Genomic DNA, 26,189 nt, shown 5'->3' with positions numbered 1-26,189 from the left:
CGGACACCCGGAAGGGCCGCCCGGAGGCGGCCCTTCTCGGGTACGCGTCAGAGCAGTGACATGTGCACGTGGTCGGTGTGGTTCGAGGGCCCGCTGTAGGAACTCCAGCCGGTGGCCGGGAACCAGATCTGCCGGTTCCAGATCACGTAGTAGATGCCCAGCCGGTCGGCGTTGCGGATGAGGAAGGCGGCCACCTCGTTGCCGTACCGGCGGGTGTCGTTGTTGTGCCACGGCGCGAAGCCGCTGTTCTGCAACGACCAGTCGCACGCCTTGCCCTTGGGGTGCTCCCACGGCCCGCCGGGGCGGTAGCAGCCCACGAAGCGGTTGAAGCCGGCGCGCTTGACCTCCTTGTACGCGTGCAGCGTGCGCGGCGTGACGCAGCCGGAGGTGGTCGGGTCGTCCTCGCTGCACGACTCGGACTTCCACCCGCCGTCGGCGGTACGACCGGGGCCGATCTTGGCGACCGGCGAGGTGGCCGAGACCAGGCCACCGGTGAAGCCCAGCCCGCCGACGAGCTTCAGCGCCTTCTGCGCCTCGACCTTCTCGCGGGCCATCGCGTTCGTCTGCTTCTCCTGCTCGCGCACCTCGGCGTCGAGTGCGATCTTGGCCTGCTCGGCGCGCGTCTTCACCTCGTTGATGGCGGCGAGCCGCTGCGCGTTGAACAGGTTCAGCTCGTCCAGGGCGCTGGCCCGGCGGACGAACGAGTCGGGCGAGTCGCTCTCCAGCAGCATCGCCATCGCGCCGACGCGACCGGTCCGGTAGGACTGCGCGGCGATCTCGGTGACCTGCGGGCTGAGCGCGTCGAGCTGGTTCTGCGCCGCCTTCACCTCCAGCGCGAGCTGGAGCTGCCGCTTGCGCGACTTGTCCAACTTGGACTTGGCCTGGAGGTAGGCCCGGTTGGCCGCGGTGACGGCCTCGCTGATCAGCGGTGGGTCGTCGTCCTCCGCGTGCCCCGAGGGATTGGGGGCGGCGGTGTGCGGGGCCGCCGACGCCGGGGTCGGGCCGGCCAGCACGGCGAGCGCGGCGAGCACGGCCACCACGGGTGTCAAGCAGCGGCGCAGGGGTGCCGTCACAGTGTTCCCTTCCGTCGGCCGCCGACCGGGTTAGCTGACGGGTTCGGGACGGAAGTGGCCCCTACCGCTCGCGCGGATTCACCCCATGTACCTGGTTCCCCGGCTCGCCCGGAGGCGATTGGGCGGCGGCACCGCAGGCGCGGGTGCGCGCCTTCGGCGGTGACCGGCAGCGAGGTTACCCGAGATGCCGACCGGGGATCTACGCCCGGAAGCCGACCAATCGCGAGAATTCGACATTGCCCAGCGTGACCAGCATCGCGTTTCAGGCGGGCCGTCACGCTGCGGAGTGTCACCATGCGACATCCGTACTTCCCCGGTGGCCGGACCTCCGTTCGGCCGGCGTCCCGCCGAGCGCCTCCAGCGCCTCGCCGCGGGCCGTCGGTGGCCGGCCCGGGGACGGCGACGACGCGCCGGCCGCCGGTCCGCGCCGCCCGGCGGTGGCCACGACCGCGGCCAGCGCGGTGGTGAGCGGTACGGCGGCGATCAGACCGAGCGTCGCCACCGCGCTGCGGACGATCTCCTGGGCGAGGAACTCGCTGGTCAGGATCTCGCTCACCGGGCGGGAGTCGGCGACCAGCAGGAGCAGCAGCGGCAGCGAGGCGCCCGCGTACGCCAGCACGATGGTGTTGACCGTGGACGCGATGTGCGCCCGGCCCACCCGGGTGGCCGCCCGGTAGAGCTGCCGCCGGGACAGGTCGGGGTTGGCGTGCGCCAGCTCGGTGACGGTGGCCGCCTGGGTGACCGTGACGTCGTCCAGCACGCCGAGCGAGCCGATGATGATGCCGGCCAGCAGCAGCCCGTGCAGGTCCACGTCGCCCCGGAACATGGACAGCGTGGTGGCGTCCTCGCTGCCGAAGCCGGTCAGGTGGGTGGCGGCGGTGGCCAGCGTGCCCAGCACGCCGGTGATCACCAGGCTGCCGAGCGTGCCGAGCACCGCCACCGACGTCTGCGCGGTGATCCCGTGGGTCAGGTAGAGCACCACGAACATGATCAGCGCGGCGCCGACGATCGCCACCGGCAGCGGGGACCGGCCGGCGCCGATCCCGGGCAGCACGAAACCGAGCAGGATGGCGAAGCTCGCCACCAGCCCGCCCAACGCGGCCAGCCCGCGCCAGCGCCCGAACGCCACGATCGCGGCGGCGAAGAGCGCCACCAGCCAGATCAGCGGCGTGCCGCGCTGGTGCTCGGCGATGTTGTAGGCCTTCACCGACGGGTCGGCCGGGTCGGTCAGCTCGACCAGGATCACCTCGTCGCCGACCTCGACCCGGGGCGCACCGGGCCCGTTGGGGATCGGCGTCTCGACCTGCCGGCCGGCGTCCGGGCCCTGCTCCGCGGTGACGGTCACGGTGCCGCACCGGCCGCCGCCGCCCGCGGGGGCCTCCGGCGTGGGCGGGCAGGGCTCGGTCACCACCCGGGTCACCGTGCCGTGGTGGCGCGGCACGTTCTCGGCCCCGGCCGGTTCCGGGCCGCCGCCCCGGGGCCAGAGCACCAGCGCCGCGAGCACGGTGAGCACGAACAGCGGCACCACTGTCGCGAGCAGGAGCCGGCGTACGCCCGGCGGCGCGGCGGGGGCGGGACGGGTGTGGTCGGCGCCCACGGCGTCTCTCCCTACGGTCGCGGCGCGCCGGATCACCGGACCGGTCGGGCACCGGCCGGCCCGGACGCGTCCTGACCACGCCCGGTTCGCCGCCGGGCCATGGTAGCCAGCCCACCTGCGCGATCTTGTAATTGTGGACCCGGCAAACGTCACGAACGGGGCGTGTCGGGGGCCGCAAGTGCAAGATCGGCGGGGTCAGCCGCGCTTCATGAGGCGGCCCACGGCGGCCATCATCTCGGTCGCCATCTCGTCGGCGCGGCCCTCGGCGGCGCCCTCGTGCATGCAGTGCCGGGCGTGGCCGTCGAGCAGGCCCAGCGCGACCTTGTCCAGCGCGGCCTGGATGGCGGAGATCTGGGTCAGCACGTCGATGCAGTAACGGTCGTCCTCGACCATCTTCTCGATGCCCCGGACCTGCCCCTCGACGCGGCGCAGCCGCGCGAGCAGTTGGTCCTTGCTGGCGGTGTAGCCCCGGACCGGGGTGGACGGCGTGGTCATGAGTCGAGGATACCGTACCCCTCGGGGGTATGATAGCGTTCGGCTTGTACCCCCGGGGGGTATGAGATCGGAGGGCGAGATGGAGACCACCTACCAGGTGCGCGGCATGACCTGCGGGCACTGCGTCACCGCGGTCAGCACCGAGCTGAACGCGCTGCCGGGCGTCACCGACGTCCAGGTCGACCTGGCCGGCGGCCGGGTCACCGTCACCAGCGGGCAACCGCTGGACGCGGACGCCGTACGCGCCGCCGTGGACGAGGCCGGCTACGACCTCGCCGGCGCGTGACGGGTCCACCGACCCGCAGAACCGAGGAGGCACCATGAACACGGCGACGAAGCTGAGCGGCTTCGCGCTCGGCCTCGCGGCGGTGTTCGCCGGGGCGTACGGGATCGGTCACGTGGCCGGTCCCGCCGCCCCGGCCGCCGCGACCCGGCACGACACCACCGACACCGACCACGGCGCCGCCGGCCACGGCGACGGGGACACCGACCACGGCGACGAGAGCGCCGGCGGCGCGCACCTGCCCGGCGGCCTGCTGGTTTCCGAGCGGGGCTACACGCTCCAGCCGGTGGCCGCACCGGCCGGCGAGTTCGCGTTCCGGATCACCGGCCCGGACGGCGCGCCGGTCACCCGCTACGACGTGGCGCACGACAAGCGCATGCACCTGATCGTCGCCCGCCGCGACCTGTCCGGCTTCCGGCACGTGCACCCGGAGCTGGCCGACGACGGCACCTGGCGGGTCGCCTCGCCGCTCGCCGGGCCCGGCGTCTGGCGGGCGTTCGCCGACTTCACCCCGACCGGCGGCGAGCCGCTGACGCTCGGTGTCGACGTCACCGTCCCCGGCCCGCTGGCCGACCGGCCGTTGCCCAGGCCGACGACCACCGCCACGGTCGACGGCTACGCGGTCACGCTCACCGGCACACCGGAGCCCGGCCGCACCAGCCGGCTCACGCTCACGGTCAGCCGGGACGGTCGCCCGGTCACCGACCTCCAGCCCTACCTCGGCGCGTACGGGCACCTGGTGGCGCTGCGCCAGGGCGACCTGGCCTACCTGCACGTGCACCCGGAAGGCACGCCCGACGACGGGCGCACGCCCGCCGGGCCGGCGGTCACGTTCGCGGCCGAGGTGCCGTCGACCGGGGCGTACCGTCTCTACCTGGACTTCCGGCACGGCGACGCGGTGCACACCGCCGAGTTCACCGTCCTGGCCGGCGACCAGGCCCCGCCGGCACCCGCCGCGCCGGCACCCACCACCGCACCGACCCCGGACGCCGGAAACGGCACGCCGGGGCACGGGCACAGTTGACCGGGAGGTGTCGCGATGACCACCACGGGAAAGACGCTGCCGACCGCGCCGAACCTGCTCGAACTCGCGATCGGCGGCATGACCTGCGCGTCCTGCGCCGCCCGGATCGAGAAGAAGCTCAACCGGATGGACGGCGTCGAGGCCACGGTGAACTACGCCACCGAGAAGGCCACCGTCCGGTACGCCGACGACGTCGCGCCGGCCGACCTGATCGCCACCGTGGAGCAGACCGGCTACACGGCCGTGGTCCCGCCGCCGCCCGACCGGTCCGAGGCCACGGCCGCGCCGGTCGACGAGTTGCGCGGGGCGCGTACCCGGTTGTGGGTCTCCGCCGTGCTGACGCTGCCGGTGATCGTGCTGGCCATGGTGCCGGCCTGGCAGTTCGACTACTGGCAGTGGGCCTCGCTCACGCTGGCCGCGCCGGTGGTGGTCTGGGGCGGGCTGCCGTTCCACCGGGCCGCGCTGGTCAACCTGCGGCACGGCGCGGCGACCATGGACACGCTTGTCTCGCTCGGCACGCTGGCCGCGTTCGGCTGGTCGCTCTGGGCGCTCTTCCTCGGTGACGCCGGGATGCCCGGGATGACGCACCCGTTCCGGTTCGACATCACCCGCAGCGACGGCGCCGGCAACATCTACCTGGAGGCCGCCGCCGGGGTGACCGTCTTCATCCTGGCCGGGCGCTACTTCGAGGCGCGGGCCAAGCGCACCGCCGGCTCCGCGCTGCGGGCCCTGCTCGAACTGGGCGCGAAGGACGTGGCGGTCCGACGCGGCGGGCAGGAGGTCCGGATCCCGGTCGACCAGCTCGCGGTCGGCGACCGGTTCGTGGTCCGGCCCGGCGAGAAGATCGCCACCGACGGCGTGGTCGAGGAGGGCACCTCGGCGGTCGACGCCAGCATGCTCACCGGCGAGTCGGTGCCGGTCGAGGTCGGGCCGGGGGACGCCGTGGTGGGCGCCACCGTCAACGCCGGTGGCCGGCTGGTGGTCCGGGCCACCCGGATCGGCGGCGACACCCAGCTCGCCCAGATGGCGCGGCTGGTGGAGCAGGCGCAGACCGGCAAGGCGGCGGTGCAGCGCCTCGCCGACCGGATCTCCGGCGTCTTCGTGCCGATCGTGATCGCCCTGGCCGCCGGCACGCTGGGCTGGTGGCTCGGCACCGGCGCCGGGCCGACCGCCGCGTTCACCGCCGCCGTGGCCGTGCTGATCATCGCGTGCCCGTGCGCGCTGGGCCTGGCCACGCCCACCGCGCTGCTGGTCGGCACCGGGCGCGGCGCGCAGCTCGGCGTGCTGATCAAGGGGCCGGAGGTGCTGGAGTCCACCCGCCGGGTGGACACCGTGGTGCTGGACAAGACCGGCACCGTCACCACCGGCCGGATGACGCTGGCCGAGGTGCTGCCGGCGACCGGCGAGGACGCCGGCGAGCTGCTCCGGCTGGCCGGCGCGCTGGAAGCGGCCTCCGAGCACCCGATCGCGCGGGCGGTCGCCGAGGGCGCGGCCGAGGCCGGGCCGCCGGCCGCCGTCAGCGACTTCGCGAACGCCGAAGGGCTCGGCGTGACCGGCACGGTCGACGGCCGGAGCGTGGTGGTCGGGCGGCTCCGGCTGCTGCGGGAGCGCGGTCTCGACGTACCCGAGGAGGTCGCGCGGGCCGCGACCGGCGCGGAGGCCGCCGGCCGCACGGCGGTCCTGGCCGGCTGGGACGGGCGGGCCCGGGGCGTGCTCGCGGTGGCCGACGCCGTGAAGCCGACCAGCCGGGCGGCGGTCGACCGGCTGCGCGGGCTCGGGCTCACCCCGGTGCTGCTCACCGGCGACAACGCCATTGTGGCCGGGGCGGTGGCCGCCGAGGTGGGCATCGACGAGGTGATCGCCGAGGTGCTGCCCGCCGACAAGGTGGCCGAGGTCGAGCGGCTCCAGCGTGAGGGCCGGGTGGTGGCCATGGTCGGCGACGGGGTCAACGACGCCGCCGCGCTGGCCCGGGCCGACCTCGGGCTGGCCATGGGCACCGGCACCGACGTGGCCATCGAGGCCGCCGACCTGACCCTGGTCCGGGGCGACCTGCTGGCCGCCGCGGACGCCATCCGGCTCTCCCGCCGCACGCTGGCGATCATCAAGGGCAACCTGTTCTGGGCGTTCGCCTACAACGTGGCCGCGCTGCCGCTGGCCGCCGCCGGGCTGCTCAACCCGATGCTCGCCGGCGCGGCGATGGCCTTCTCGTCGGTCTTCGTGGTGGCGAACAGCCTGCGGCTGCGGCGCTTTCGCCCGATCGGGTGACGACGGGCACCCGCATGGTTGGGCGGGTGACCGGGTGGGTAACTCGTTGTCGTCAAGCAACCGCTGAGCTGGAGGTTCCGATGGGTCTCGACGACAAGATCGACAACGCTTCCCAGGACACCGCGGGCAAGGTCAAGGAGGGCGTCGGCCGGGCCACGGACAACGAGCGCCTCGAGGCCGAGGGCCGCAACGACCAGGCCGGCGCCAAGCTCAAGCAGGCCGGCGAGAAGATCAAGGACGCCTTCAAGAGCTGACGTACGCTCGCACACCCCACCGGGTCGGCCTTCGGGCCGGCCCGGCGTGCTGCGTGGGGAGTGGACACCCGACCGTCCACAGTCGCTCACCCGGGGTCACCGGCACCGGGGCGGTTGTTCTGAGCCGACGCCGGGTCAGCGCGGCACCCGGTAGCGGATGTGGGTGACGGTGGGGCCGGCGACCACCTTCTCCGGCGTCAAGGTGACGTCCAGCGGCCCGTCGAAGAGCGGCGTGCCGCCGCCCAGCACGATCGGCACCATGTGCAGCCAGAGCGAGTCGAGCAGGCCCGCCGCCAGGTAGCGGCGTACCGTGCCGCCGCCACCGGCCACGCAGACGTCGCGGTCGCCGGCCGCCGCCCGGGCCCGCTCCAGCGCCGCCTCGGCGCCGTCGGTGACGAAGTGGAACTCCGTGCCGCCGGCCATCAGCAGCGGCGCCCGGGTGTGGTGGGTCAGCACGAACACCGGGGTCCGGAACGGCGGGTCCGCACCCCACCACCCGGTCCAGGCCCGATCCCACGGCCCCTCGCCGCCGCCGAACATGCGCCGGCCCATCACGTACGCCCCGATGCCGGCGGTCATCTCCTCGACCACGTCGGCGTCGACGGTGCGTTCCCCGCCGGTCAGGGCGTGCTGCGCGCGCCAACTCTCGGTGGCGAACGCCCACTCGTGCAGCCGCAGGCCGCCCTGCCCGAGCGGATCCTGCACGCTCTGGTCCGGCGCGGCCACGTACCCGTCCAGCGACACCGACAGTTGACTGGTGACCTCTCCCATGAGGGGTGGACCTGCCGGGTCGGCGGAACTCATCGCCCGGTGGTCAGCCGCGCGGCGCGTACCTCCAGGTAACGCCGCTCGGGCAGGCTGGTGGTGGCCCGGGCGGCGGCCAGGTAGGCGGCCCGGGCGTCGGCCCGGTCGCCGGCCAATTCGAGCAGGTGGGCGCGGACGGCGGCGAGGCGGTGGTGGCCGGCGGTCCGGTCGTCGGCGTGCAGCGGCGCGAGCAGCGCCAGGCCGGCCCGGGGCCCGTCCACCATGGCCACCGCGACCGCCTGGTTGAGCGTGACCATCGGGTTGGGCGCGATCCGGGCCAGCACCCGGTAGAGCGCCACGATCTGCGGCCAGTCCGTGGTCGCGGCCGTGGGCGCCTCCGCGTGCACCGCGGCGATGGCCGCCTGCACCTGGTAAGGGCCGGGCGCGGACCAGGTCAACGCGTCGGTCACCAGCGCGATCCCCTCCGCCACGGCGGCGGTGTCCCAGCGGGTGCGGTCCTGCTCGGCCAGCGGCACCAACTCCCCGTCCGGTCCCACCCGGGCGGCCCGGTGCGCGTCGGTGAGCAGCATCAGCGCCAGCAGCCCGGCCACCTCGCCCTGGTCCGGCAGCAGCCGGTGCAGCTCCCGGGCCAGCCGGATCGCCTCCCCGGTCAGCTCGGCCCGGTGCAGCGTGTCGCCGCTGGACGCGGTGTAGCCCTCGTTGAAGACCAGGTAGAGCACGCGCAGCACCGCGCCCAGCCGCTCGTCCCGGTCGGCTCCCGACGGGAGCGTGAAACGTGCCCCGGCCGCCTCGATCCGCTGCTTGGCGCGGCGGATCCGCTGGCTCATGGTGGCCTCCGGCACCAGGTACGCCCGTGCGATCTCGGCGGTGCTCAACCCGCCCACCGCCCGCAGCGTGAGCGCCACCTGGGCGCTGACCGGCAGCGCCGGATGGCAGCAGAGGAACAGCAGCCGCAGCGTGTCGTCCCGGCTCGGCGGCTCCTCGTCGGCGGGCGGGGCGACCGCCGCGTACGCCGGCTGCCGGACCGCCACCGCGACCTCGCGGGCCCGGCGGGCGTGCTCGCTGCGCCACTCGTCGGTGAGCCGGCGGGTGGCCACGGTGACCAGCCAGGCGCGGGGGTGCTCCGGCACGCCCTGCGCCGGCCACTGGGTGGCGGCGGCGAGCAGCGCCTCCTGGACGGCGTCCTCGCAGGCGTAGAACTGGCCGTGCCGGCGGACGAGCACGCCGAGGACCTGCGGCGCGAGTGTCCGCAGCAGGTCCTCGACCGCCGGGGACGTCACATCTCCGTCCCGGCTTGCTCCATCACCGCGCGCACCTCCAGCACACCGAAGCCGTGCCGCACGTCCGGCCAGGACGCGGCGATCTCGGCGGCCCGCTCCGGCGTCTCGCAGTCGACCGTCAGGTAGCCGGCGAACTGCTCCTTGCTCTCCACGAACGGCCCGTCGGTGATCTCCGTGCCGCCGCCCGCGGGGCGTACGGTCCGGGTCTGCGACGGGTCGGCCAGCGCCTCCCCGCCGACCAGCTCACCGGACTCGGTCAGCTCCTTCATGATCTCGTCGACCTCGCCGAAGATCGCGGTGCGCTCCGCCTCGGTCAGCTCGTCGGCGAAGCCGGGCCGGTTCCAGATCAGCAGCATGTACTTCACGGTCCACTCCTCGGGTACGGGCCACCGTCGGTGGCGCCTCGCAGACGGGTCGGAGCCGGCCGGCCCGATCCGACATGGGGAGGGGTAGGAAGTTATTCGGGCTCGGCGACGAAAACGCCCTGACCCTGCTGGCCGTAGATCAGGTTTCGGGCGTGCAGTTCCTTCACCGCCCGATAGGCCGTCGAACGGGCGACGTTGTACCGCTCACCGATCTCGGAAACCGAGGGAAGTTGTTGCCCTGGCGCGTAGTCGCCGGCACGAATCTTGGCCTCGATGTCATCGGCGACGCGCCGGTAGTGCGGTGGCCTGGTCGGCATGGTCGGTTCTCCTGGACTTCAGCGGAGATCATGCTTCCAGCCCGGACTGGCCGAGACAAGCGAAGAACCCGGCAATGTGGAGACAGTGAGAACTTGACTACACTGAGACAGTGGATACAGTGAGATAGCGGTCGGCTACTCCTGGACTTCAGCACTCCCGGTTTCCGGCCGTCCCCGCTGTGGGGGAGCACGACGCAGGGACTCTGCCCCCCACGGCGGTCTACTCGCGGTCGTTTCGGGAGGGCGGTCCACCATGCCGATCGACGAGCCAGGTGCGGCCTCGGAGGCGCGGGAGGTCTTCGAGGCGCATCGCATCATCGAAGCTCACTGGCCGCCCACCGCCGGCCGGCCACGGCGTGGCTGCCTTCAGTGCCGGGACTGGCACGCCTGCGCTCAGCTCGATTGGGCGGTGGAGCGGTTCGCACACTACGCATCGATCAGGTTGCAGAAGCAATGAACGGAGCACGTGCCCGTCCGAGGCCGATCATGAGGTTGACGGTGAAAAAACGGACCACGCCTACCGCCAACTTCATGATCGCCGGGGCAGGGGCGCGCAGGCCTCGCGTCGCGCGGGAAGACGGTCAGCGTGGGCCGCGTAGGGGGCGGGGTGCGGGGCGGCCGGCGTCGAGGGAGGCGCGGTCGGCGGCGGTGGTGCCGGAACTCCACCCCTCCGTGTCACGCACCTGGAGCCGGTGCCGGACGGTGCCGGGAAAGAGCGTGTCGGCGCGTTCCCGGACGGCGTCCGACCGGGCCGCCAGCACCGGCAGCAGTCGGTCGTCGGCGTGTTCCTCGGCCGCCGCCGTGCTGGCCGCCCGCAGCCGCTCCCCGATCCGCAGCGCGAACGCGTTGAGGAACGACTCGTCGTAGCCCTTGGTGCGCCGGCCACCGCCCTTGCCGCGCCCGCTGCGGTCGTGGCGACCGCGCAGCATCGCGGCGGTGGCCTGCACCAGCAGCGACGTGTGCAGCAGCTCGACCGCGGCCAGGTCGGCCGGGAACCCGAGCACGGTGGCGAAGCCCAGGTCGTCGGACCAGACCGACTCGCAGCGGTTCGCCGCCGCCACCTCCTGGATCAGCAGCGCCTTCGCCGCCGCGTACGGGGCGTCGGTGCCGAGGCGCATCCCGCCCGGCTGGTCGGGCCGCTCGGCGGTGGCGTCGAGCAGCGCCGCGTCGATGCTGTGCCGGGCCATCAGCTCCTGCGCCTTCGCGGTGAACGCCTCCGCCTCGGCCGGGTAACCGGTCGACTCGGCCTTGGCCAGCAGCGCGCGTACCCGGTCGAGCATCCGGGAACCGGTGGCCGGCACGGCGGCCAGCGGGACGGCGGCGGCGCCGGGCGGCGGGCGGAGCAACGCGATCGGCGGCAGCGTCTCGACCAGCACGAGCGCGTCGACCGCGTCCCGCAGCGCGGTGATCCGGTCGCCGTCGGCGCGGCGGTCCAGCCAACCCGCGTCGGCGTCCCAGCGGGCGTCCAGCTCGGTGAGCTGCTCGTCGAACCAGGCCGGCACCGGTCCGGGGAGCGCGCGGCGCTGGGCGGCCAGCGTGTCGCGCAGCAGCCGGGCACCGCGCGCGGTCAGCCGGCGGGTGGCGAGCCGGTCCAGGTCGACCGGTTGCCAGCCGCGCGGCCAGAGCCGCCCCACGGCGCGGGTGAGGCGGGCGAGCAGCGCCGCGTCCACCGCCGCGCCGTCGCCCACCACCAGCCGGTCGAGGGCGCGCTCGGCGGCGCGTACGTCGGTGCCGCGTGCCGCCGCGAGGGCGTCGTCGAGCAGCGTCTCGGCTGGTGACACGGGTGGCTCCCCTGGAATCCGACAGGCGGCAGGTCGTCCACCCCGGCACTGACGGTACCCGGCTCCTCCGTTCAACCGTCCGGGCCTGGTATCCGTACTCCTGCCCGGAGCGCGGGCGGGCGACGGACGGAGAGCGACGTGGGCGGGCAGGACCGGGGCGTGCACCGCCGCCGACGACGGTCGCGGGCCGGCCTCCGCGCGCTGGCGGCGGTGCTCGTCGTGACCTGCCTCACGGCGGGCGGCGGGTACGCGGTGCGACGCCACCCGGAGCTGCTGGCCTCGGTCGGTGTGGACCGGACGGGACCGTCGGCGGTGCCCTCCGCGCGCCCGCCGGCGGCGACCGCCCCGGCGAAGGCCGCCCCGTCGCCGGTGCCGGCGGCCGGCCGGGTGCCGCCCGGCATCGGCTTTCCGGCCCGGGGCGGCGGCGGGTTCCGCACCGCCGACACCACCGGCGCGGTCGCCGGGCGCGGCGGCGCGCTGCTGCGCTACCGGGTCGCGGTCGAGAACGGCATCCGCAACGTGGACGTGGAGCGCTTCGCCCGGGAGGTCGCGGCGACGCTCGCCGACCCGCGCGGCTGGACCGGTGACGGCCGGTGGCGGCTGCAACGGGTGGGCCGGGACGGGCCGGCCGACTTCACCGTGCTGCTGACCACGCCGGTGACCCGGGGCGAGCTGTGCGGCGACCCGACCGACCGCTACACCTCCTGCCGCAACGGCGACCGGGTCGTGATCAACGTGGCCCGCTGGGTGTACGGGGTGCCGCACGTCCCCGACCTGGACCTCTACCGGCAGTATCTGCTCAACCACGAGGTGGGTCACCGGCTCGGCCACGGGCACGAGCGCTGCCCCCGGGCCGGCGGCCCGGCGCCGGTGATGGTGCAGCAGACGCTCGGCCTGCACGGCTGCGCGCCGAACGCGTGGCCGCTGGTGGGTGGCGAGCCGCTCGCCGGCCCGTCCGGCCAGTACGACGACCCGATCCCGGCCGGGGACCACTGACCGGCCGACCCGCCGGGTGACTGCGGGCCGGGTGGAGAGGCCCCCGCCCGCTGCCGGTCGAGGACGACCGCGCCCTGTCCGGTCTCCTCGCCGACCCGCTGGCCGAGGACCGCCGGCTCGACGTGGGCAGTCGTCGGGACTGCGCACCCCGCACGGCGGTGGTGAGATGGACCGCATGGATTACGTGACGTTCGGCTCCACCGGCCTTCAGGTGTCCCGGCTCTGCCTGGGTTGCATGAGCTACGGCGAGCCGGGGCGGGGCACCCACCCGTGGTCGCTGCCGGAGGACGACGCCCGGCCCTTCATCAAGCAGGCGCTGGAGCTGGGGGTGAACTTCTTCGACACCGCCAACGTCTACTCCGACGGCACCAGCGAGGAGATCGTCGGCCGGGCGCTGAAGGACTTCGCCGACCGCGACGACGTGGTGATCGCGACGAAGGTCCATGGCCGGATGGGGTCGGGACCGAACCGGGGCGGCCTGTCCCGCAAGCACATCATGAGCGAGATCGACGCGAGCCTGCGCCGGCTCGGCACCGACTACGTCGACCTCTACCAGATCCACCGACTCGACCCGGTCACGCCGATCGAGGAGACGCTGGAGGCGCTGCACGACCTGGTCCGGGCCGGCAAGGTCCGCTACCTCGGCGCCTCGTCGATGTACGCGTGGCAGTTCGCCAAGGCGCTCTGGGCCGCCGAGCGGCACGGCTGGACCCGGTTCGTCTCCATGCAGAACCACTACAACCTGCTCTACCGGGAGGAGGAGCGGGAGATGCTGCCGCTCTGCCTCGACGAAGGCGTCGCGGTGATCCCGTGGAGCCCGCTGGCCCGTGGCCTGCTGACCCGCGACCCGGGGGAGCGGACCGCGCGGGCGGACACCGACGAGTTCGGCCGCAAGCTCTACGCGCGCACCGAGGAGCACGACCGGGCGGTGGTCGACGCGGTGGGCCGGGTCGCCGCGCAGCGGGGGGTGCCGCGTGCGCAGGTGGCGTTGGCCTGGGTGGCGCGTCACCCGGCGGTGACCGCGCCGATCGTCGGCGCCACGAAGCCGCACCACCTGACCGACGCGGTCGCCGCGCTGGAGCTGGAGTTGACCGACGCCGAGGTGGCGGAGCTGGAGGCGCCGTACGTCCCGCACCCGGTCTCCGGTTTCTGAGCGCTACCGGGAGAACGAGGCCCAGATGTTCTTGGTCTCCCCGGTGGCGTACCAGCCGACGTCGAGCGAGATCGACTGGGCCAGGAAGAGCCCGCGTCCGCCCGAGTCGAGCGGGTGGATGTCGGACAGTTCCGGCACCGAGCTGACGTCGTGGTCGGCCACGTCGAGCAGGAAGCAGTCGTCGGTGGCCAGCAGCGTGACGATGGTGGGGGGTCGCCCGTGCCGGAGCGCGTTGCTGGCCAGCTCGGTGACGACGAGCAGCACCATGTGCGGCACCTCGTCGAGGTCCTCGCCCTGCACCAGCCCGTGCCGGTTCAACGCGTCGCGCAGCAAGGCGCGCACTTCCCGCAGCTCCGCAGGGGTGGCGAGCACCCAGCGCTCCAACTCGGTGGCCTGTGGCGGCGGCGGCGACGTGCGCAACTGTCCCATGATCTGTCTTTACCCTGCGTAGCGATCTGCTAAGCCGGCCCGCCCCGCGGTCGACGGGCCGGGGCATCAGCGGCGCATGAGCGCGAACACCCCCCAACCGAGATGTTCGCGCTGGAAGCGGACGTACCGCAGCGGGTCCTCGGTCAGCTCCTGTCGTAGCTGCGGGGCCAGCTCGTCGTCCGGGTTGGCGTCCAGCCAGCGGCGCAGGTTCAGCCAGTGCGCGGCGGCGTAGCGGTCCCAGCTGTCCTGGTCGGCGAGGACCATCTCGACCAGGTCCCAGCCGCACGCGCCGAAGAGCCGGACCAGGCCGGGCAGGTCGTGGAACTCGTCCCGGGACCGCGCGTGCGAGCCGGTCACGGTTTCGGCGTCCGGTGGGTCCCGCCGCCAGTACGGCTCGCCGACCAGCGCCAGACCGCCGGGGCGCAGCGCGCGGCCGAGCAGTTCCAGGGTGCCGGGCACGCCGTCGCCGATCCAGGTCGCGCCGACGCAGGCGGCCACGTCGACCGGACGTTCCGGTTCGTACGCGGCGGCGTCGCCGTGCACGAACCGGACCCGGTCGGCGACGCCCAGTTCGGCGGCGCGGTCCCGGGCGGCGGCGGTGAACACGGTGCTGATGTCGACGCCGGTGCCGGTGACGCCGTGGTCCCGCGCCCAGGTGCAGAGCAGCTCGCCCTTGCCGCTGCACAGGTCGAGCAGCTCCGCGCCGGGCGGGAGCCGGAGCGCCCGGCCCAGCGTGGCCAACTTGGCCTCGTCGATCGGGTTGAGGACGCGTAGTTCGCCCTCACGGATGGTGAAGCTCCGTGGCAGATCCATCCGCCGGGACGCTAGTTCGGGCCCCGGCGACGGTCCAGGGGATTTCCGGCTGGACGGCCCACACCGCCCCGGCGGCCGAGGTGCCGGCCGTACGGATATCCGCCACGGTCGATCTCGCTTGTCAACGGCTTGGCGACCGGGCCAACCTCAACCAGTACGCCGACACCAACCGGCTGATCGTGTTCCATCCGCAGGCGATCGCCACCGGAGTCGACCCGAACGGCTGCCGGGAACTGGTGGGACTGCCTCGGCGCCACGAACTACCCGGTCAAGGGTGGTGCCCGGGTCGAGAACGTCATGAACGTGGCCCGTCGGCTGGACGACTGACCGGCGGGGAACCCCGGTCCGGCCGCCGGGTCTGGGCCGGACCGGGTCACCTGCGGTACGGTCAACTCATGGTCGTCGAGGAACACTGGTGGAACGGCGTCAACATCCCTCGCGGGCGCCGCGACGTCTACATCTGCACCGACGGACAGCGCTGGCAGGTCCAGGCCCAGATCGGCGGGGCCGCCGGCCGGTCGAAGATCCAGCAGTGCCCGAGCCGCGGTTCGGCGAGCATCCTCGCCGGCGCCTGGCGGTCGAGCGGCACCGGCTGGCGGGAGATGCCCCGCTGATCCGGGTACGGCGGTCAGTCCCGGCCGCCGTGCACCGCCCGGTCGACGAGTGACTCGGCCACCGCCGAGCACCGGCGCTGGCCCATGATGATGCCCTTCGCCTGCTCGATCACCGCGCGGCTCTGCATCGCCTCCTGCATCTGCTGGGCCAGCGTGGCCGTGCTCTCGTAGAGGTGGACGTTGGCGAGCGCGATGGCGGCGTACCCGGCCAGCGTCTGCGCGAGTTCGACCTGGTCGTCGAAGACGCCCGCCACGGCGGCGTAGATGTTGAGCGCGCCGACCATCGCCTCCTGGATGGGCAGGCCGATGGAGAGTGAGCTGGCGGCGCCCGCCTTGTGGGCCCGGCTCGCCCACTCCGGCCAGCGGCTCTCCGTCGACATGTCCGGCACCAGCATGGCAGTGCCGGTGGTCGCGGCGTCCAGGCATGGTCCGCGACCCTGCTCGTACTGCCACTCGTCCAGGGTCAACGCCAGGTCACCGGTGTAGGCGGCGGTGTGCGCCTCAGCGCCCTGGACCAGGGTGACCGAAACCTCGGCGGTGCCGTGGATGGTGTCCTTGGCGACCTGCGCGATGGTCGACAACACCACGTCGAGGTCGACCTCGTCGTACTTGATCCGCCCGAGTCTGATCAAGGCTGCGGCGAGGTCGGGGTGGGCCTGCGGCATGAGCTGTGACGTCCTTGTGCGAAGCGCCGTCGGCCCAGGGGGTGGGACGGCGGGTGGCGGGGAGACGGCCCGCAGTCGCGGACCGCTGTCCCGATCCGACGGACCGGGACATGCGCCGCTTCTTGACGCTCGTTCGTGACGCCCCGGCCGGGACGTCAGTCACGGGTCAACTCTACGACCCGGCGCGGGCCGGGACGACGGGACGTGCCGGCGCGTTGCCGGTGACCCGGGCGTGTGGACGGTCGACGACCTCGAACACGCCGAGCGTGCCGGTGATCTCCAGGACCCGGCGGACCACCGACGAGGGGCGGCACAGCGTGAGCCGGCCGCCCTGCCCGGTCAGCACCTGATGGGCCCGGACCAGCGCGTCGGTGCCGTTGGCGCCGAAGAAGGTGACCTCGGAGAGGTCCACCGCCACCATCGGGGTCCGGGCGGCGACGTTCTCCAGCAGCTCCGCGAGCAGATGGGCGTTGCTCAGGTCGACCTCGCCGACCACCGAGACCTGGGTCACGTGCCCACGGGCCTCGCAGCTCAGCCACATGATCGGTTCGTCGGGCCGGAGCGACCCGGACGCGGTCGGCACATGATGGCGGCCGAAGCCCGGCAGATTTTCCGACATGGCACCTTCCACGCGACGAATCGGCGGACGCTCCCCGGCCGGGAGAACGAGATCGACCGTGAGCGGGTGGAGGGCACCTGTCTTGACCCGTCCCCGACACTACGTCGGTCCGGCCGCCGCCGCACCTCGGGCTTCCGTGCCGCGTGGCAGCCCGGCGAGTAGGTTGGGCGGTGCCCCGACCGTCCGACCGCCGGCCGACAAAGGACCCGCTGATGGCAGCCCCGAGCACGGACCCCGGTGAGGCCCTCGCCGAACTGAGCCGCATCCGGCTCGACGAGGTGGACCTGGCGGACATCCTGCGACGCGTCGCCGGGCTGGCGAACCAGACGGTTCCGGGCAGCGCGCACGTGACGGTCACGCTGGCCCAGGGCGGTGCCAACTCCAGCGCCGCCTGCACCAGCGACCTGGCCCGGCAACTCGACGAGTGGCAGTACCGGTACGAGCGGGGACCCTGCCTGGACGCCGCGGCCAGCGCGGCCAGCATCTCGCTGCCCGACCTGGCGGTGGAGGAGCGCTGGCCGGAGTGGGCCGCGCAGGCCCGGGCGGCGGGCATCGGGAGTTCCCTGTCGATCGGGCTTCCGATCCAGGAGGCCGTCACCGGCGCGCTCAACCTCTACGGCCTCACCGCGCACGCGTTCGACGGCGTGGCCGTGCGGGCGGCGGAGAACTTCGCCGCGTACGCCGCGGTGGCCCTGGCCAACGCGCACCTGTACGACAACGCCGCGACGTTGGCCCGGCAGATGCAGGAGGCGATGCGCAGCCGGGCGGTGATCGAGCAGGCCAAGGGCATCATCATGGGCGAGCGGCGATGCTCGGCGGACGAGGCGTTCGCGTTGCTGTCGAAGCTCTCCCAGGACGCCAACCGGAAGGTACGCGAGGTGGCCGAGGCGCTGGTCGCCAACGCCGCCGGTCGCTGAGCGGGACTGATCCGACCGGAAGCGGGCCCGCACCGGCGTGGCCGGTGCGGAGGCGGGACGTCGAGGTGGCGATCGCCGCGCGGGACCGGCCGCGCGTGTGAAAGGCGCGTCAAGAAACCGGCGGCCGGCGTGATGGTCGCGTGATAGCCCCTGTCCGCGCGCCCGACCTGGCGTTGTGATTGTCCGGCGCGACCGGGAGGCGGTCGCGGGGACGTTTCGCTAGGAGAGCCAGCCGTGTCTGACGTGCTGTTCGTGTTGCTGACGGTGGGGCTGTTCGCGGCCCTCGCCCTTGTGGTGAGGGGCGTGGAGAGGCGGTGAGCGCCGTCAACGCCGTCGGCCTGGTGCTGGCGATCGGGCTGGGTGTGTTCCTGGTCGTCGCCCTGCTGTTCCCGGAGCGCTTCTGATGAGCACGACAACAGCCGGGGTGCTCTTCGTGTCGTCGCTGGTGGTGGCGCTGGTCGCCGTGCACCGGCCGTTCGGCGACCACATCTACCGGGTGGTCTCCGGCACCCGGTCCACCCGCGTCGAGCGGGGCGTCTACCGCCTGATCGGGGTCGACCCGGCCGCCGAGCAGACCTGGGGCGTGTACGCCCGCGCCGTGCTCGCCTTCTCGGCCGTCTCCGTCCTGTTCCTGTACGCGTTGCAGCGTCTCCAGAACCACCTCTGGCTCTCGCTGGGCTTCGACCCGGTGGTGCCGCACGGGGCGTGGAACACCGCTGTGTCGTTCGTGACGAACACGAACTGGCAGTGGTACTCGGGTGAGTCGACCATGGGTCACCTGGTGCAGATGGCCGGGCTGGCGGTGCAGAACTTCGTCTCCGCCGCGGTGGGCATCGCCGTCGCGGTGGCGCTGGTGCGCGGCTTCGCCCGTAGCCGCACCGGCGAGCTGGGCAACTTCTGGGTCGACCTGACCCGGATCACGCTGCGGATCCTGCTGCCGATCGCGGTGCTCGGCGCACTCGTGTTGATGCTCGGCGGGGTGGTGCAGAACCTCTCCGGCGGCACCGACGTGACCACGCTGACCGGCGGCGTCCAGACGATCACCGGCGGGCCGGTGGCCGGTCAGGAGGTCATCAAGGAGTTGGGCACCAACGGCGGCGGCTTCTACAACGCCAACAGCGCCCACCCGTTCGAGAACCCGACCGCGTGGACGAACTGGCTGGAGATCTTCCTGATCCTGGTGATCCCGTTCAGCCTGCCCCGGGTCTTCGGCCGGATGGTCGGGCAGAACCGGCAGGGCTACGCGATCGTCGCGGTGATGGCGATCCTGGCGCTGGCCAGCATCAGCCTGACCAACGTCTTCGAGCTGGCCGGGCGCGGCACGGTCCCGCAGGCGGTCGGCGCGGCGCTGGAGGGCAAGGAGGTGCGGTTCGACGTGTCGAACTCGGCCACCTTCGCGGCGGCCACCACGCTCACCTCCACCGGCGCGGTCAACTCGTTCCACGACTCGTACACCGCGCTGGGCGGGATGATGACGCTGGGCAACATGATGCTCGGCGAGGTCGCGCCGGGCGGCGTCGGCGCCGGCCTGTACGGGCTGCTGATCCTCGCGGTGATCACCGTCTTCGTCGCCGGCCTGATGGTCGGCCGCACGCCGGAGTACCTGGGCAAGAAGATCGGGCCGCGCGAGATCAAGCTCGCCTCGATGTACTTCCTGATCACGCCGGCGCTGGTGCTCACCGGCACCGCCGCCGCGTTCGCCACCGGCAACTCCTCGACCGCGCTCAACGTCGGGCCGCACGGGCTCTCCGAGGTGCTCTACGCGTTCACCTCGGCGAGCAACAACAACGGCTCGGCGTTCGCCGGCATCACCGTGAACACTCCCTGGTGGAACATCGCGTTAGGGCTGTGCATGCTGCTCGGTCGGTTCCTGCCGATCATCGTCGTGCTCGCGCTGGCCGGCTCGCTGGCCCGCCAGCAGCCGACGCCCGCGTCCGAGGGCACCCTGCCGACCCACAGGCCGCTCTTCGTCGGCATGGTCGTCGGCGTCACGGTGGTCCTCGTCGCGCTCACCTTCCTTCCCGCCCTCGCGCTCGGCCCGCTGGCCGAAGGGCTGTGACCACCATGAGAGACAAGGACATGACGGCACCTCTCGACACCGCCGACGCGCCGACCCCCGGCACACCGGCCACCCCGGGCGGCCGGGTCGGCGGCGGGCTGCTCGACCCGCGCCAGTTGGTCGCGTCCCTGCCGGACGCGCTGCGCAAGCTCGACCCGCGCACGCTGTGGCACAACCCGGTGATGCTGATCGTCGAGATCGGCGCGCTCTTCACCACAGTGCTCGCGGTGGCCGACCCGACCGTGTTCGCCTGGGCGATCACGAGCTGGCTCTGGCTGACCGTGGTCTTCGCCAACCTGGCCGAGGCGGTCGCCGAGGGGCGCGGCAAGGCCCAGGCCGCCACGCTGCGCCGGGCCCGGCAGGACACCGTCGCCACCCGCCTGCTCGGCTGGACGCCGGGCGCGGCGGCAGACGCCTACCGGGACGAGGCGGTGCCCGCGCCGCAGCTCCGGCCGGACGACGTCGTGCTGGTCGAGGCCGGCCAGATCGTTCCCGCCGACGGCGACGTGGTCGAGGGCATCGCCAGCGTCGACGAGTCGGCCATCACCGGCGAGTCCGCCCCGGTGATCCGGGAGTCCGGCGGCGACCGCAGCGCGGTCACCGGCGGCACGCGGGTGCTCTCCGACCGGATCGTCGTCAGGGTCACGCAGAAGCCGGGCGAGAGCTTCATCGACCGGATGATCGCGCTGGTCGAGGGCGCCAACCGGCAGAAGACGCCGAACGAGATCGCGCTCAACATCCTGCTGGCCGCGCTGACGGTCATCTTCCTGCTCGCGGTGGTCACGCTCCAGCCGATGGCGATCTTCGCCAAGGGCTGGCAGGCCGCCGCGCCGGACACCCAGGCGGTCACCGACTCCGGCGTCACCGGCATCGTGCTGGTCTCGCTGCTGGTCTGCCTCATCCCGACCACCATCGGCGCGCTGCTCTCCGCGATCGGCATCGCCGGCATGGACCGCCTGGTCCAGCGCAACGTGCTCGCCATGAGCGGCCGGGCGGTCGAGGCGGCCGGCGACGTCGACACGCTGCTGCTGGACAAGACCGGCACGATCACCCTGGGCAACCGGCAGGCCGCCGAGTTCCTGCCGGTGGACGGCATGGACGCGGCCACCGTCGCGGACGCGGCCCAGCTCTCCAGCCTGGCCGACGAGACGCCCGAGGGGCGCTCGGTGGTGGTGCTGGCCAAGAACGCCTTCGGGCTGCGCGAGCGGGAGCCCGGCCTCGTCCCGCACGCCACCTTCGTACCCTTCACCGCGCAGACCCGGATGAGCGGTGTCGACCTGGACGCCGACGGTGGCGTCCGGCAGATCCGCAAGGGCGCCGCCGCGGCGGTGACGAAGTGGGTACGGGAGCACGGCGGCCACCCGACCGAGCAGGTCGGCGAACTGGTCGACGCGATCAGCGGCGCCGGCGGCACGCCGCTCGTGGTCGCCGAGCGGATGGCCGGTGAACCGGCCCGGGCGCTGGGTGTCATCCACCTCAAGGACGTGGTCAAGGCCGGCATGCGCGAGCGCTTCGACGAGATGCGCCGGATGGGCATCCGGACCGTGATGATCACCGGTGACAACCCGCGCACCGCGAAGGCCATCGCCGACGAGGCGGGCGTGGACGACTTCCTCGCCGAGGCCACGCCGGAGGACAAGCTCGCCCTGATCCGCAGGGAACAGGAGGGCGGCCGGCTGGTCGCGATGACCGGCGACGGCACCAACGACGCCCCCGCGCTGGCCCAGGCCGACGTCGGCGTCGCCATGAACACCGGCACGTCGGCCGCGAAGGAGGCCGGCAACATGGTCGACCTCGACTCCGACCCGACCAAGCTGATCGAGATCGTGGAGATCGGCAAGCAGTTGCTGATCACCAGGGGCGCGTTGACCACGTTCAGCATCGCCAACGACATCGCGAAGTACTTCGCGATCATCCCGGCCATGTTCGCCGGCATCTACCCGTCGCTGGACCGGCTCAACGTGATGCGGCTGGCCAGCCCCGAGTCGGCGATCCTGTCCGCCGTCGTCTTCAACGCGATCGTCATCGTCGCGCTGATCCCGCTGGCCCTGCGCGGGGTGCGCTACCGCCCGGCCAGCGCGTCGAAGCTGCTCAGCCGCAACCTGTGGCGCTACGGCCTCGGCGGCATCGTGGTGCCGTTCGTCGGCATCAAACTCATCGACCTGCTCGTCCAGTTGATCCCGGGGATCTCGTGATGCGCCTTCCCAGTTGGCTCGCCCAGCACCTGGCCGCCCTGCGTGCCGTGCTCGTCCTCACCGTGCTGCTCGGCCTGGCCTACCCGCTCGCCCTGGTCGGCGTGGGCCGGCTCCCCGGCTTCGACGGCAAGGCGGACGGCTCGCTCGTCACCGTCGACGGCCGGACCGTCGGCAGCGCGCTGATCGGGCAGTCGTTCACCGACGCGGAGGGCAACCCGATCCCGCGCTACTTCCAGTCCCGACCCTCCGCCGCCGGCGACGGCTACGACCCGACCGCCACCGCGGCGAGCAACCTCGGCCCGGAGAGCGTGGTGGACACGCTCGCCGCCGACCCCGCCGACTCCACGCCGAGCCTGCTCACCCAGGTCTGCGCGCGCAGCAGGGCGGTCGGCGTGTGGAACGGCGTGGACGGGCGGCGGCCGTACTGCACGCCGGACGGGGTGGGCGCGGTGCTGGCCGTGTTCCGCGCCGACGGCCTCACCGGTCCGGTCACCCGCGTGGTCAGCGTCAACCAGGCCGCGCCGGCGACACCGTTCGTCGCCACCTGGGCGGGTGTCCCGGTCGAGCCGGCCCGACCCGGCCGGGACTACGTGGCCGAGGGCGGCGTGATCACCCCGGTCCGGGGGGACGCGCCGGCCGAGCCGGCCGTGCCGGCCGACGCGGTCACCGCCAGCGGCAGCGGCCTCGACCCGCACATCTCCCCGGCGTACGCGGAGATCCAGGTGGCCCGCGTGGCGCGGGAGCGCGACGCGGACCCGACGGCGGTACGGCGGCTGGTCGCCGAGCACACCACCGGCCGGGCGCTGGGCTTCATGGGCGGGCCCGGTGTGCACGTGCTGGAACTCAACCTGGCGTTGGACGAGGCGTTCCCGGCGAGCTGACGGAAGTGTCAAGAAGGGCCCCCTTCACCTCGCGAGGCGTTGACCGGGGGCCCTTCCTCGCACTCGGGGAGGATGGGGTCGTGGGCAGGGGTGAACTGCGGATCTATCTCGGCGCGGCGCCGGGCGTCGGCAAGACGTACGCCATGCTCGAAGAGGCCCGGCGCCGGGCCGAACGCGGCACCGACGTGGTGGTCGGGCTGGTCGAGACGCACGGCCGGCCGCACACCGCCGCCATGCTCGGCGACCTGGAGGTGGTGCCGCGCCGGAAGATGAGTTACCGGGGCGTCGACCTCACCGAGATGGACCTCGACGCGGTGCTGGCCCGCCGCCCCGAGGTGGCGGTGGTCGACGAGCTGGCCCACACCAACGTCCCCGGGTCCCGGCACGACAAGCGCTGGCAGGACGTCCAGGACCTGCTCGACGCCGGCATCAGCGTGCTCTCCACGGTCAACGTCCAGCACCTGGAGTCGCTCAACGACGTCGTCGCGCAGATCACCGGCGCCACCCAGCGGGAGACCGTGCCGGACCAGGTGGTCCGCGCCGCCGAGCAGGTCGAGCTGGTGGACATGACGCCGGAGGCGCTGCGCCGCCGGATGGCGCACGGCAACATCTACCGGCCGGACCGGATCGACGCCGCGCTCGGCAACTACTTCCGGGTCGGCAACCTCACCGCGCTGCGCGAGCTGGCGCTGCTCTGGCTGGCCGACAAGGTCGACGAGCAGCTCGACGCGTACCGGGCCCAGCAGGGCATCTCCGACACCTGGGAGGCGCGGGAGCGGGTCGTGGTCGCGCTCACCGGCGGCCCGGAGGGCGAGACGCTGATCCGGCGGGCCGCGCGGATCGCCGCCCGCAGCAAGGGCGCCGACCTGCTCGCCGTGCACGTGGCCCGCAGCGACGGCCTGGCCGGGGCGGACCCGGCCCAACTGGCCCGGCAGCGGGTGCTGGTGGAGAGCCTCGGCGGCACGTACCACCAGGTGCTCGGCACCGACGTCCCGGCGGCGCTGCTCGACTTCGCCCGCGGCGTCAACGCCACCCAGCTCGTGCTCGGCGCCAGCCGGCGCGGCCGGTTCGCCCAGGTGCTCTCCCGGGGCGTCGGCGTGACCACCACCGCGCTCTCCGGACCGATCGACGTGCACCTGGTCACCCACCCCCAGGCCGGGCGCGGACGCCGCGGGGCGGCGGTGCCGGCCGCGCTGTCCCGCCGCCGGCGGCTGCTCGGGTACGCGCTGGCCGTGCTCGGCATGCCGCTGCTCACGCTGCTGCTGCGGACGCTGCCCGACCTCACCCTGACCAACGACATCCTGCTCTTCCTCGCCGGCGTGGTCGGCGTGGCGCTGGTCGGCGGCCTGTGGCCGGCGCTGGTCGCGGCGCTCGGCGGTTCGCTGCTGCTCAACTGGTTCTTCACCCCGCCGTTCCACACGCTGACCATCGCCGAGGCGGACAACCTGCTCGCGCTCGGCGTGTTCGTCGGCGTGGCGGTCGCGGTGAGCGGGGTGGTCGACGTGGCGGCCCGGCGGACCCGGGAGGCGGCGCGGGCGTCCGCGGACGCGCAGACGCTGGCCACCGTCGCCGGCAGCGTGCTGCGCGGCGCGCGCCCGCTGCCGGCGCTGCTGGACCGGCTCCGGGAGACGTTCGGGTTGCGCGCGGTCAGCGTGCTCGAACTCGCCGCCGAGGCGGAGGGGCGGCCGGCCCGGTCCCGCGAGGAGGCCGCCTGGCGGGTGGTGGCCAGCGTCGGCGACGCGCCGCCGGGCAGCCCGAGCGCGGGCGAGACGGTGGTGCCGGTGGACGAGCGGCTCAGCGTGGTGCTCGCCGGCCGGCGGCTGGCGGCGGCCGACCGCCGGGTGGTCGAGGCGTTCGCCGCCCAGGCCGCCGTCGCGCTGCGCCAGGAACGCCTGGCCGAGGAGGCGGCCACCGCCCGTCCGCTGGCCGCCGCCGACCGGATGCGCACCGCGCTGCTCGCGGCCGTCAGCCACGACCTGCGGACGCCGCTGGCGTCGGCCAAGGCCGCGGTGAGCAGCCTGCGCAGCCACGACGTGGAGTTCGACGCCGACGACTCCGAGGAGCTGCTGGCCACCGCCGACGAGTCACTGGACCGGTTGGGCCGGCTGGTGGCGAACCTGCTCGACATGAGCCGGTTGCAGGCCGGCGCGCTCGGCGTCGCCGCGACCGCGATCGGGCTGGAGGACGCCGTACCCCGGGCCCTGGACGAGCTGGGCCCGGCGGCGGCCGAGGTGACCACGGACATCCCGCCGGACCTGCCGGCGGCGCTGGCCGACCCCGGCCTGCTGGAACGGGTGCTGGTCAACATCGTCGCCAACGCGTTGCGGCACAGCCCGCCCGGCCGGCCGCCGACGATCACCGGCAGCGCGCACGCCGGCCAGGTCGAGGTACGGGTGATCGACACCGGACCGGGCATCCCGGAGGACCGGTGGGAGCACGTGTTCCTGCCGTTCCAGCGCCTCGGTGACCGGGACAACCGGACCGGGGTGGGGCTGGGCCTGGCGCTGTCCCGGGGGCTCGCCGAGGCGATGGGTGGCAGCATCACCCCGGAGACCACGCCCGGCGGCGGTCTCACCATGGTGCTGCGGCTGCCCGCCGCCGCCGAGTCCGGAGGGCCGCGGGAATGACGCGCATCCTGGTCGTCGACGACGAACCGCAGATCGTCCGCGCGCTGCGGATCAACCTGCGGGCCCGCGGCTACGACGTCGACGTGGCCGGCAGCGGCGCCGCCGCGTTGAAGGCCGCCGCCGGCCACCCGCCGGACCTGGTGGTGCTCGACCTCGGCCTGCCCGACCTGGACGGCACCGAGGTCATCCGTGGGCTGCGCGGCTGGACCGCCGTGCCGATCATCGTGCTCTCCGGCCGGGCCGGCAGCGAGGACAAGGTCGCCGCGCTGGACGCGGGCGCCGACGACTACGTCACCAAGCCGTTCGGGGTGGACGAGCTGCTCGCCCGGATCCGCGCGGTGACCCGGCGGCTGGCACCCGTCACCCCCGGCGTTCCCGCGCTGCGCATCGGCCGGCACCTCGTCGACCTGGCCGACCGCACCGTCACCCGGGACGACGGCACCGAGGTCAAACTGACCCCCACCCAGTGGGCGGTGCTGGAGAAGCTGCTGCGCAACCCCGGCAAGCTGGTCAGCCAGCGCCAGCTCCTGCACGACGTGTGGGGGCCGGAGTACCAGCAGGAGACCACCTACCTCCGGCAGTACCTGGCCCAGCTCCGCCGCAAGCTGGAGGACGACCCGGCCCGGCCCCGGCACCTGATCACCGAGCCCGGCATGGGCTACCGCTACCGGCCCTGACGTTTGCGCCGGTCCTCGCGGGGGACTCGGCGAGCCGGCCGAGCA

At 73.7% G+C, this 26,189-nt stretch carries 27 protein-coding genes and 1 riboswitch; of the genes, 15 read left to right on the top strand and 12 right to left on the bottom strand.

Features of this window, described 5'->3' with window-relative positions:
• Positions 1-47: 47 nt before the first annotated feature.
• From VKK44_RS26070 to VKK44_RS26060, 3 genes are all read right to left on the bottom strand, one after another.
• A complete protein-coding gene (locus VKK44_RS26070) occupies positions 48-1,073 on the bottom strand; it encodes a coiled-coil domain-containing protein (protein WP_343443830.1) in 1,026 nt (341 codons plus the stop codon).
• Between the two features lie 4 nt (positions 1,074-1,077).
• A riboswitch (cyclic di-AMP (ydaO/yuaA leader) is annotated at positions 1,078-1,208 on the bottom strand.
• A gap of 154 nt (positions 1,209-1,362) precedes the next feature.
• Positions 1,363-2,670: a YibE/F family protein gene (locus VKK44_RS26065; RefSeq protein WP_343443829.1), complete on the bottom strand. Its 1,308-nt coding sequence runs from the start codon at positions 2,668-2,670 to the stop codon at positions 1,363-1,365.
• Positions 2,671-2,865: 195 nt separating this feature from the next.
• On the bottom strand, positions 2,866-3,165 hold the full coding sequence (locus tag VKK44_RS26060; RefSeq protein ID WP_343443828.1) for a metal-sensitive transcriptional regulator: 300 nt from the start codon (positions 3,163-3,165) through the stop codon (positions 2,866-2,868).
• 79 nt (positions 3,166-3,244) lie between these two features.
• Here VKK44_RS26060 and VKK44_RS26055 point away from each other — a divergent pair, with 79 nt between their 5' ends.
• The 4 genes from VKK44_RS26055 (at position 3,245) to VKK44_RS26040 (ending at position 6,991) form a co-directional block, all read left to right on the top strand.
• Entirely contained in the window at positions 3,245-3,451 is a 207-nt protein-coding gene (locus VKK44_RS26055; RefSeq protein WP_343447901.1) for a heavy-metal-associated domain-containing protein, read from the top strand.
• 34 nt (positions 3,452-3,485) lie between these two features.
• On the top strand, positions 3,486-4,472 hold the full coding sequence (locus VKK44_RS26050; RefSeq protein ID WP_343443827.1) for a hypothetical protein: 987 nt from the start codon (positions 3,486-3,488) through the stop codon (positions 4,470-4,472).
• A 15-nt stretch (positions 4,473-4,487) separates the two neighbouring features.
• Positions 4,488-6,737 carry a heavy metal translocating P-type ATPase gene (locus VKK44_RS26045; protein WP_343443826.1) on the top strand — a complete coding sequence of 750 codons (2,250 nt, stop codon included), beginning with the start codon at positions 4,488-4,490 and terminating at the stop codon, positions 6,735-6,737.
• A gap of 80 nt (positions 6,738-6,817) precedes the next feature.
• Positions 6,818-6,991 (top strand): CsbD family protein, encoded by a 174-nt coding sequence (locus VKK44_RS26040; protein WP_013283784.1) that lies wholly within the window; start codon positions 6,818-6,820, stop codon positions 6,989-6,991.
• Between the two features lie 135 nt (positions 6,992-7,126).
• Here the strand turns inward: VKK44_RS26040 and VKK44_RS26035 are convergent, their stop codons facing one another.
• The 4 genes from VKK44_RS26035 to VKK44_RS26020 all read right to left on the bottom strand — a co-directional run bounded on the left by VKK44_RS26035 (position 7,127) and on the right by VKK44_RS26020 (position 9,718).
• Complete coding sequence (locus tag VKK44_RS26035; protein ID WP_343443825.1) at positions 7,127-7,762, bottom strand: dihydrofolate reductase family protein; 636 nt, start codon at positions 7,760-7,762, stop codon at positions 7,127-7,129.
• 29 nt (positions 7,763-7,791) lie between these two features.
• Positions 7,792-9,036 carry an RNA polymerase sigma factor gene (locus tag VKK44_RS26030; RefSeq protein ID WP_343443824.1) on the bottom strand — a complete coding sequence of 415 codons (1,245 nt, stop codon included), beginning with the start codon at positions 9,034-9,036 and terminating at the stop codon, positions 7,792-7,794.
• Entirely contained in the window at positions 9,033-9,392 is a 360-nt protein-coding gene (locus VKK44_RS26025) for a YciI family protein (protein ID WP_343447900.1), read from the bottom strand. The genes VKK44_RS26030 and VKK44_RS26025 overlap by 4 nt, the downstream gene beginning before the upstream one ends.
• Before the next feature lie 101 nt (positions 9,393-9,493).
• Positions 9,494-9,718 carry a GntR family transcriptional regulator gene (locus VKK44_RS26020; RefSeq protein WP_343443823.1) on the bottom strand — a complete coding sequence of 75 codons (225 nt, stop codon included), beginning with the start codon at positions 9,716-9,718 and terminating at the stop codon, positions 9,494-9,496.
• Between the two features lie 253 nt (positions 9,719-9,971).
• On the opposite strand from VKK44_RS26020, the gene VKK44_RS26015 reads away from it, so the two are divergent.
• Complete coding sequence (locus VKK44_RS26015; protein WP_343443822.1) at positions 9,972-10,175, top strand: hypothetical protein; 204 nt, start codon at positions 9,972-9,974, stop codon at positions 10,173-10,175.
• 124 nt (positions 10,176-10,299) lie between these two features.
• Here VKK44_RS26015 and VKK44_RS26010 read toward each other — a convergent pair whose 3' ends face one another.
• The gene (locus tag VKK44_RS26010) at positions 10,300-11,499 is read right to left on the bottom strand and encodes a DUF2786 domain-containing protein (RefSeq protein ID WP_343443821.1); all 1,200 of its coding nucleotides are present in this window, start codon (positions 11,497-11,499) and stop codon (positions 10,300-10,302) included.
• 138 nt (positions 11,500-11,637) lie between these two features.
• On the opposite strand from VKK44_RS26010, the gene VKK44_RS26005 reads away from it, so the two are divergent.
• Together VKK44_RS26005 and VKK44_RS26000 are read left to right on the top strand one after the other, a co-directional pair.
• Positions 11,638-12,495 carry a DUF3152 domain-containing protein gene (locus VKK44_RS26005; RefSeq protein ID WP_343443820.1) on the top strand — a complete coding sequence of 286 codons (858 nt, stop codon included), beginning with the start codon at positions 11,638-11,640 and terminating at the stop codon, positions 12,493-12,495.
• 175 nt (positions 12,496-12,670) lie between these two features.
• The gene (locus VKK44_RS26000) at positions 12,671-13,648 is read left to right on the top strand and encodes an aldo/keto reductase (protein WP_343447899.1); all 978 of its coding nucleotides are present in this window, start codon (positions 12,671-12,673) and stop codon (positions 13,646-13,648) included.
• Positions 13,649-13,651: 3 nt separating this feature from the next.
• Here VKK44_RS26000 and VKK44_RS25995 read toward each other — a convergent pair whose 3' ends face one another.
• Positions 13,652-14,077 carry an ATP-binding protein gene (locus tag VKK44_RS25995; RefSeq protein WP_343443819.1) on the bottom strand — a complete coding sequence of 142 codons (426 nt, stop codon included), beginning with the start codon at positions 14,075-14,077 and terminating at the stop codon, positions 13,652-13,654.
• A gap of 66 nt (positions 14,078-14,143) precedes the next feature.
• Positions 14,144-14,890 carry an SAM-dependent methyltransferase gene (locus tag VKK44_RS25990; protein ID WP_343443818.1) on the bottom strand — a complete coding sequence of 249 codons (747 nt, stop codon included), beginning with the start codon at positions 14,888-14,890 and terminating at the stop codon, positions 14,144-14,146.
• Positions 14,891-15,285: 395 nt separating this feature from the next.
• Between VKK44_RS25990 and VKK44_RS25985 the strand changes: the two genes are divergently transcribed.
• Positions 15,286-15,504 carry a hypothetical protein gene (locus tag VKK44_RS25985; protein ID WP_343443817.1) on the top strand — a complete coding sequence of 73 codons (219 nt, stop codon included), beginning with the start codon at positions 15,286-15,288 and terminating at the stop codon, positions 15,502-15,504.
• Positions 15,505-15,518: 14 nt separating this feature from the next.
• Here VKK44_RS25985 and VKK44_RS25980 read toward each other — a convergent pair whose 3' ends face one another.
• Positions 15,519-16,169, bottom strand: coding sequence for a GAF and ANTAR domain-containing protein (locus VKK44_RS25980; protein WP_343443816.1), 651 nt, complete (start codon positions 16,167-16,169; stop codon positions 15,519-15,521).
• Positions 16,170-16,341: 172 nt separating this feature from the next.
• Positions 16,342-16,788, bottom strand: coding sequence for an STAS domain-containing protein (locus VKK44_RS25975; protein WP_343443815.1), 447 nt, complete (start codon positions 16,786-16,788; stop codon positions 16,342-16,344).
• Between the two features lie 212 nt (positions 16,789-17,000).
• Between VKK44_RS25975 and VKK44_RS25970 the strand changes: the two genes are divergently transcribed.
• The 7 genes from VKK44_RS25970 (at position 17,001) to VKK44_RS25940 (ending at position 26,144) form a co-directional block, all read left to right on the top strand.
• Positions 17,001-17,705: an ANTAR domain-containing protein gene (locus VKK44_RS25970; RefSeq protein ID WP_343443814.1), complete on the top strand. Its 705-nt coding sequence runs from the start codon at positions 17,001-17,003 to the stop codon at positions 17,703-17,705.
• Between the two features lie 314 nt (positions 17,706-18,019).
• Positions 18,020-18,109, top strand: a complete 90-nt coding sequence (kdpF, locus tag VKK44_RS25965) for a K(+)-transporting ATPase subunit F (RefSeq protein ID WP_036343797.1) — start codon at positions 18,020-18,022, stop codon at positions 18,107-18,109.
• Positions 18,109-19,764, top strand: coding sequence for a potassium-transporting ATPase subunit KdpA (kdpA, locus tag VKK44_RS25960; RefSeq protein WP_343443813.1), 1,656 nt, complete (start codon positions 18,109-18,111; stop codon positions 19,762-19,764). The genes kdpF and kdpA overlap by 1 nt, the downstream gene beginning before the upstream one ends.
• Before the next feature lie 20 nt (positions 19,765-19,784).
• Positions 19,785-21,959 (top strand): potassium-transporting ATPase subunit KdpB, encoded by a 2,175-nt coding sequence (kdpB, locus tag VKK44_RS25955; protein ID WP_343443812.1) that lies wholly within the window; start codon positions 19,785-19,787, stop codon positions 21,957-21,959.
• Positions 21,959-22,840, top strand: coding sequence for a potassium-transporting ATPase subunit C (locus VKK44_RS25950; protein ID WP_343443811.1), 882 nt, complete (start codon positions 21,959-21,961; stop codon positions 22,838-22,840). Before kdpB ends, VKK44_RS25950 begins: the two co-directional genes overlap by 1 nt.
• 80 nt (positions 22,841-22,920) lie before the next feature.
• The gene (locus VKK44_RS25945) at positions 22,921-25,467 is read left to right on the top strand and encodes a sensor histidine kinase (protein WP_343443810.1); all 2,547 of its coding nucleotides are present in this window, start codon (positions 22,921-22,923) and stop codon (positions 25,465-25,467) included.
• Positions 25,464-26,144, top strand: a complete 681-nt coding sequence (locus tag VKK44_RS25940) for a response regulator (protein ID WP_343443809.1) — start codon at positions 25,464-25,466, stop codon at positions 26,142-26,144. The genes VKK44_RS25945 and VKK44_RS25940 overlap by 4 nt, the downstream gene beginning before the upstream one ends.
• Positions 26,145-26,189 lie beyond the last annotated feature (45 nt).

The organism is Micromonospora sp. DSM 45708, from assembly GCF_039566955.1.
Classification (GTDB): Bacteria; Actinomycetota; Actinomycetes; order Mycobacteriales; family Micromonosporaceae; genus Micromonospora.
Note: the sequence above shows the minus strand (reverse complement) of the source record. Positions and strands in the feature narration are given on the sequence as shown.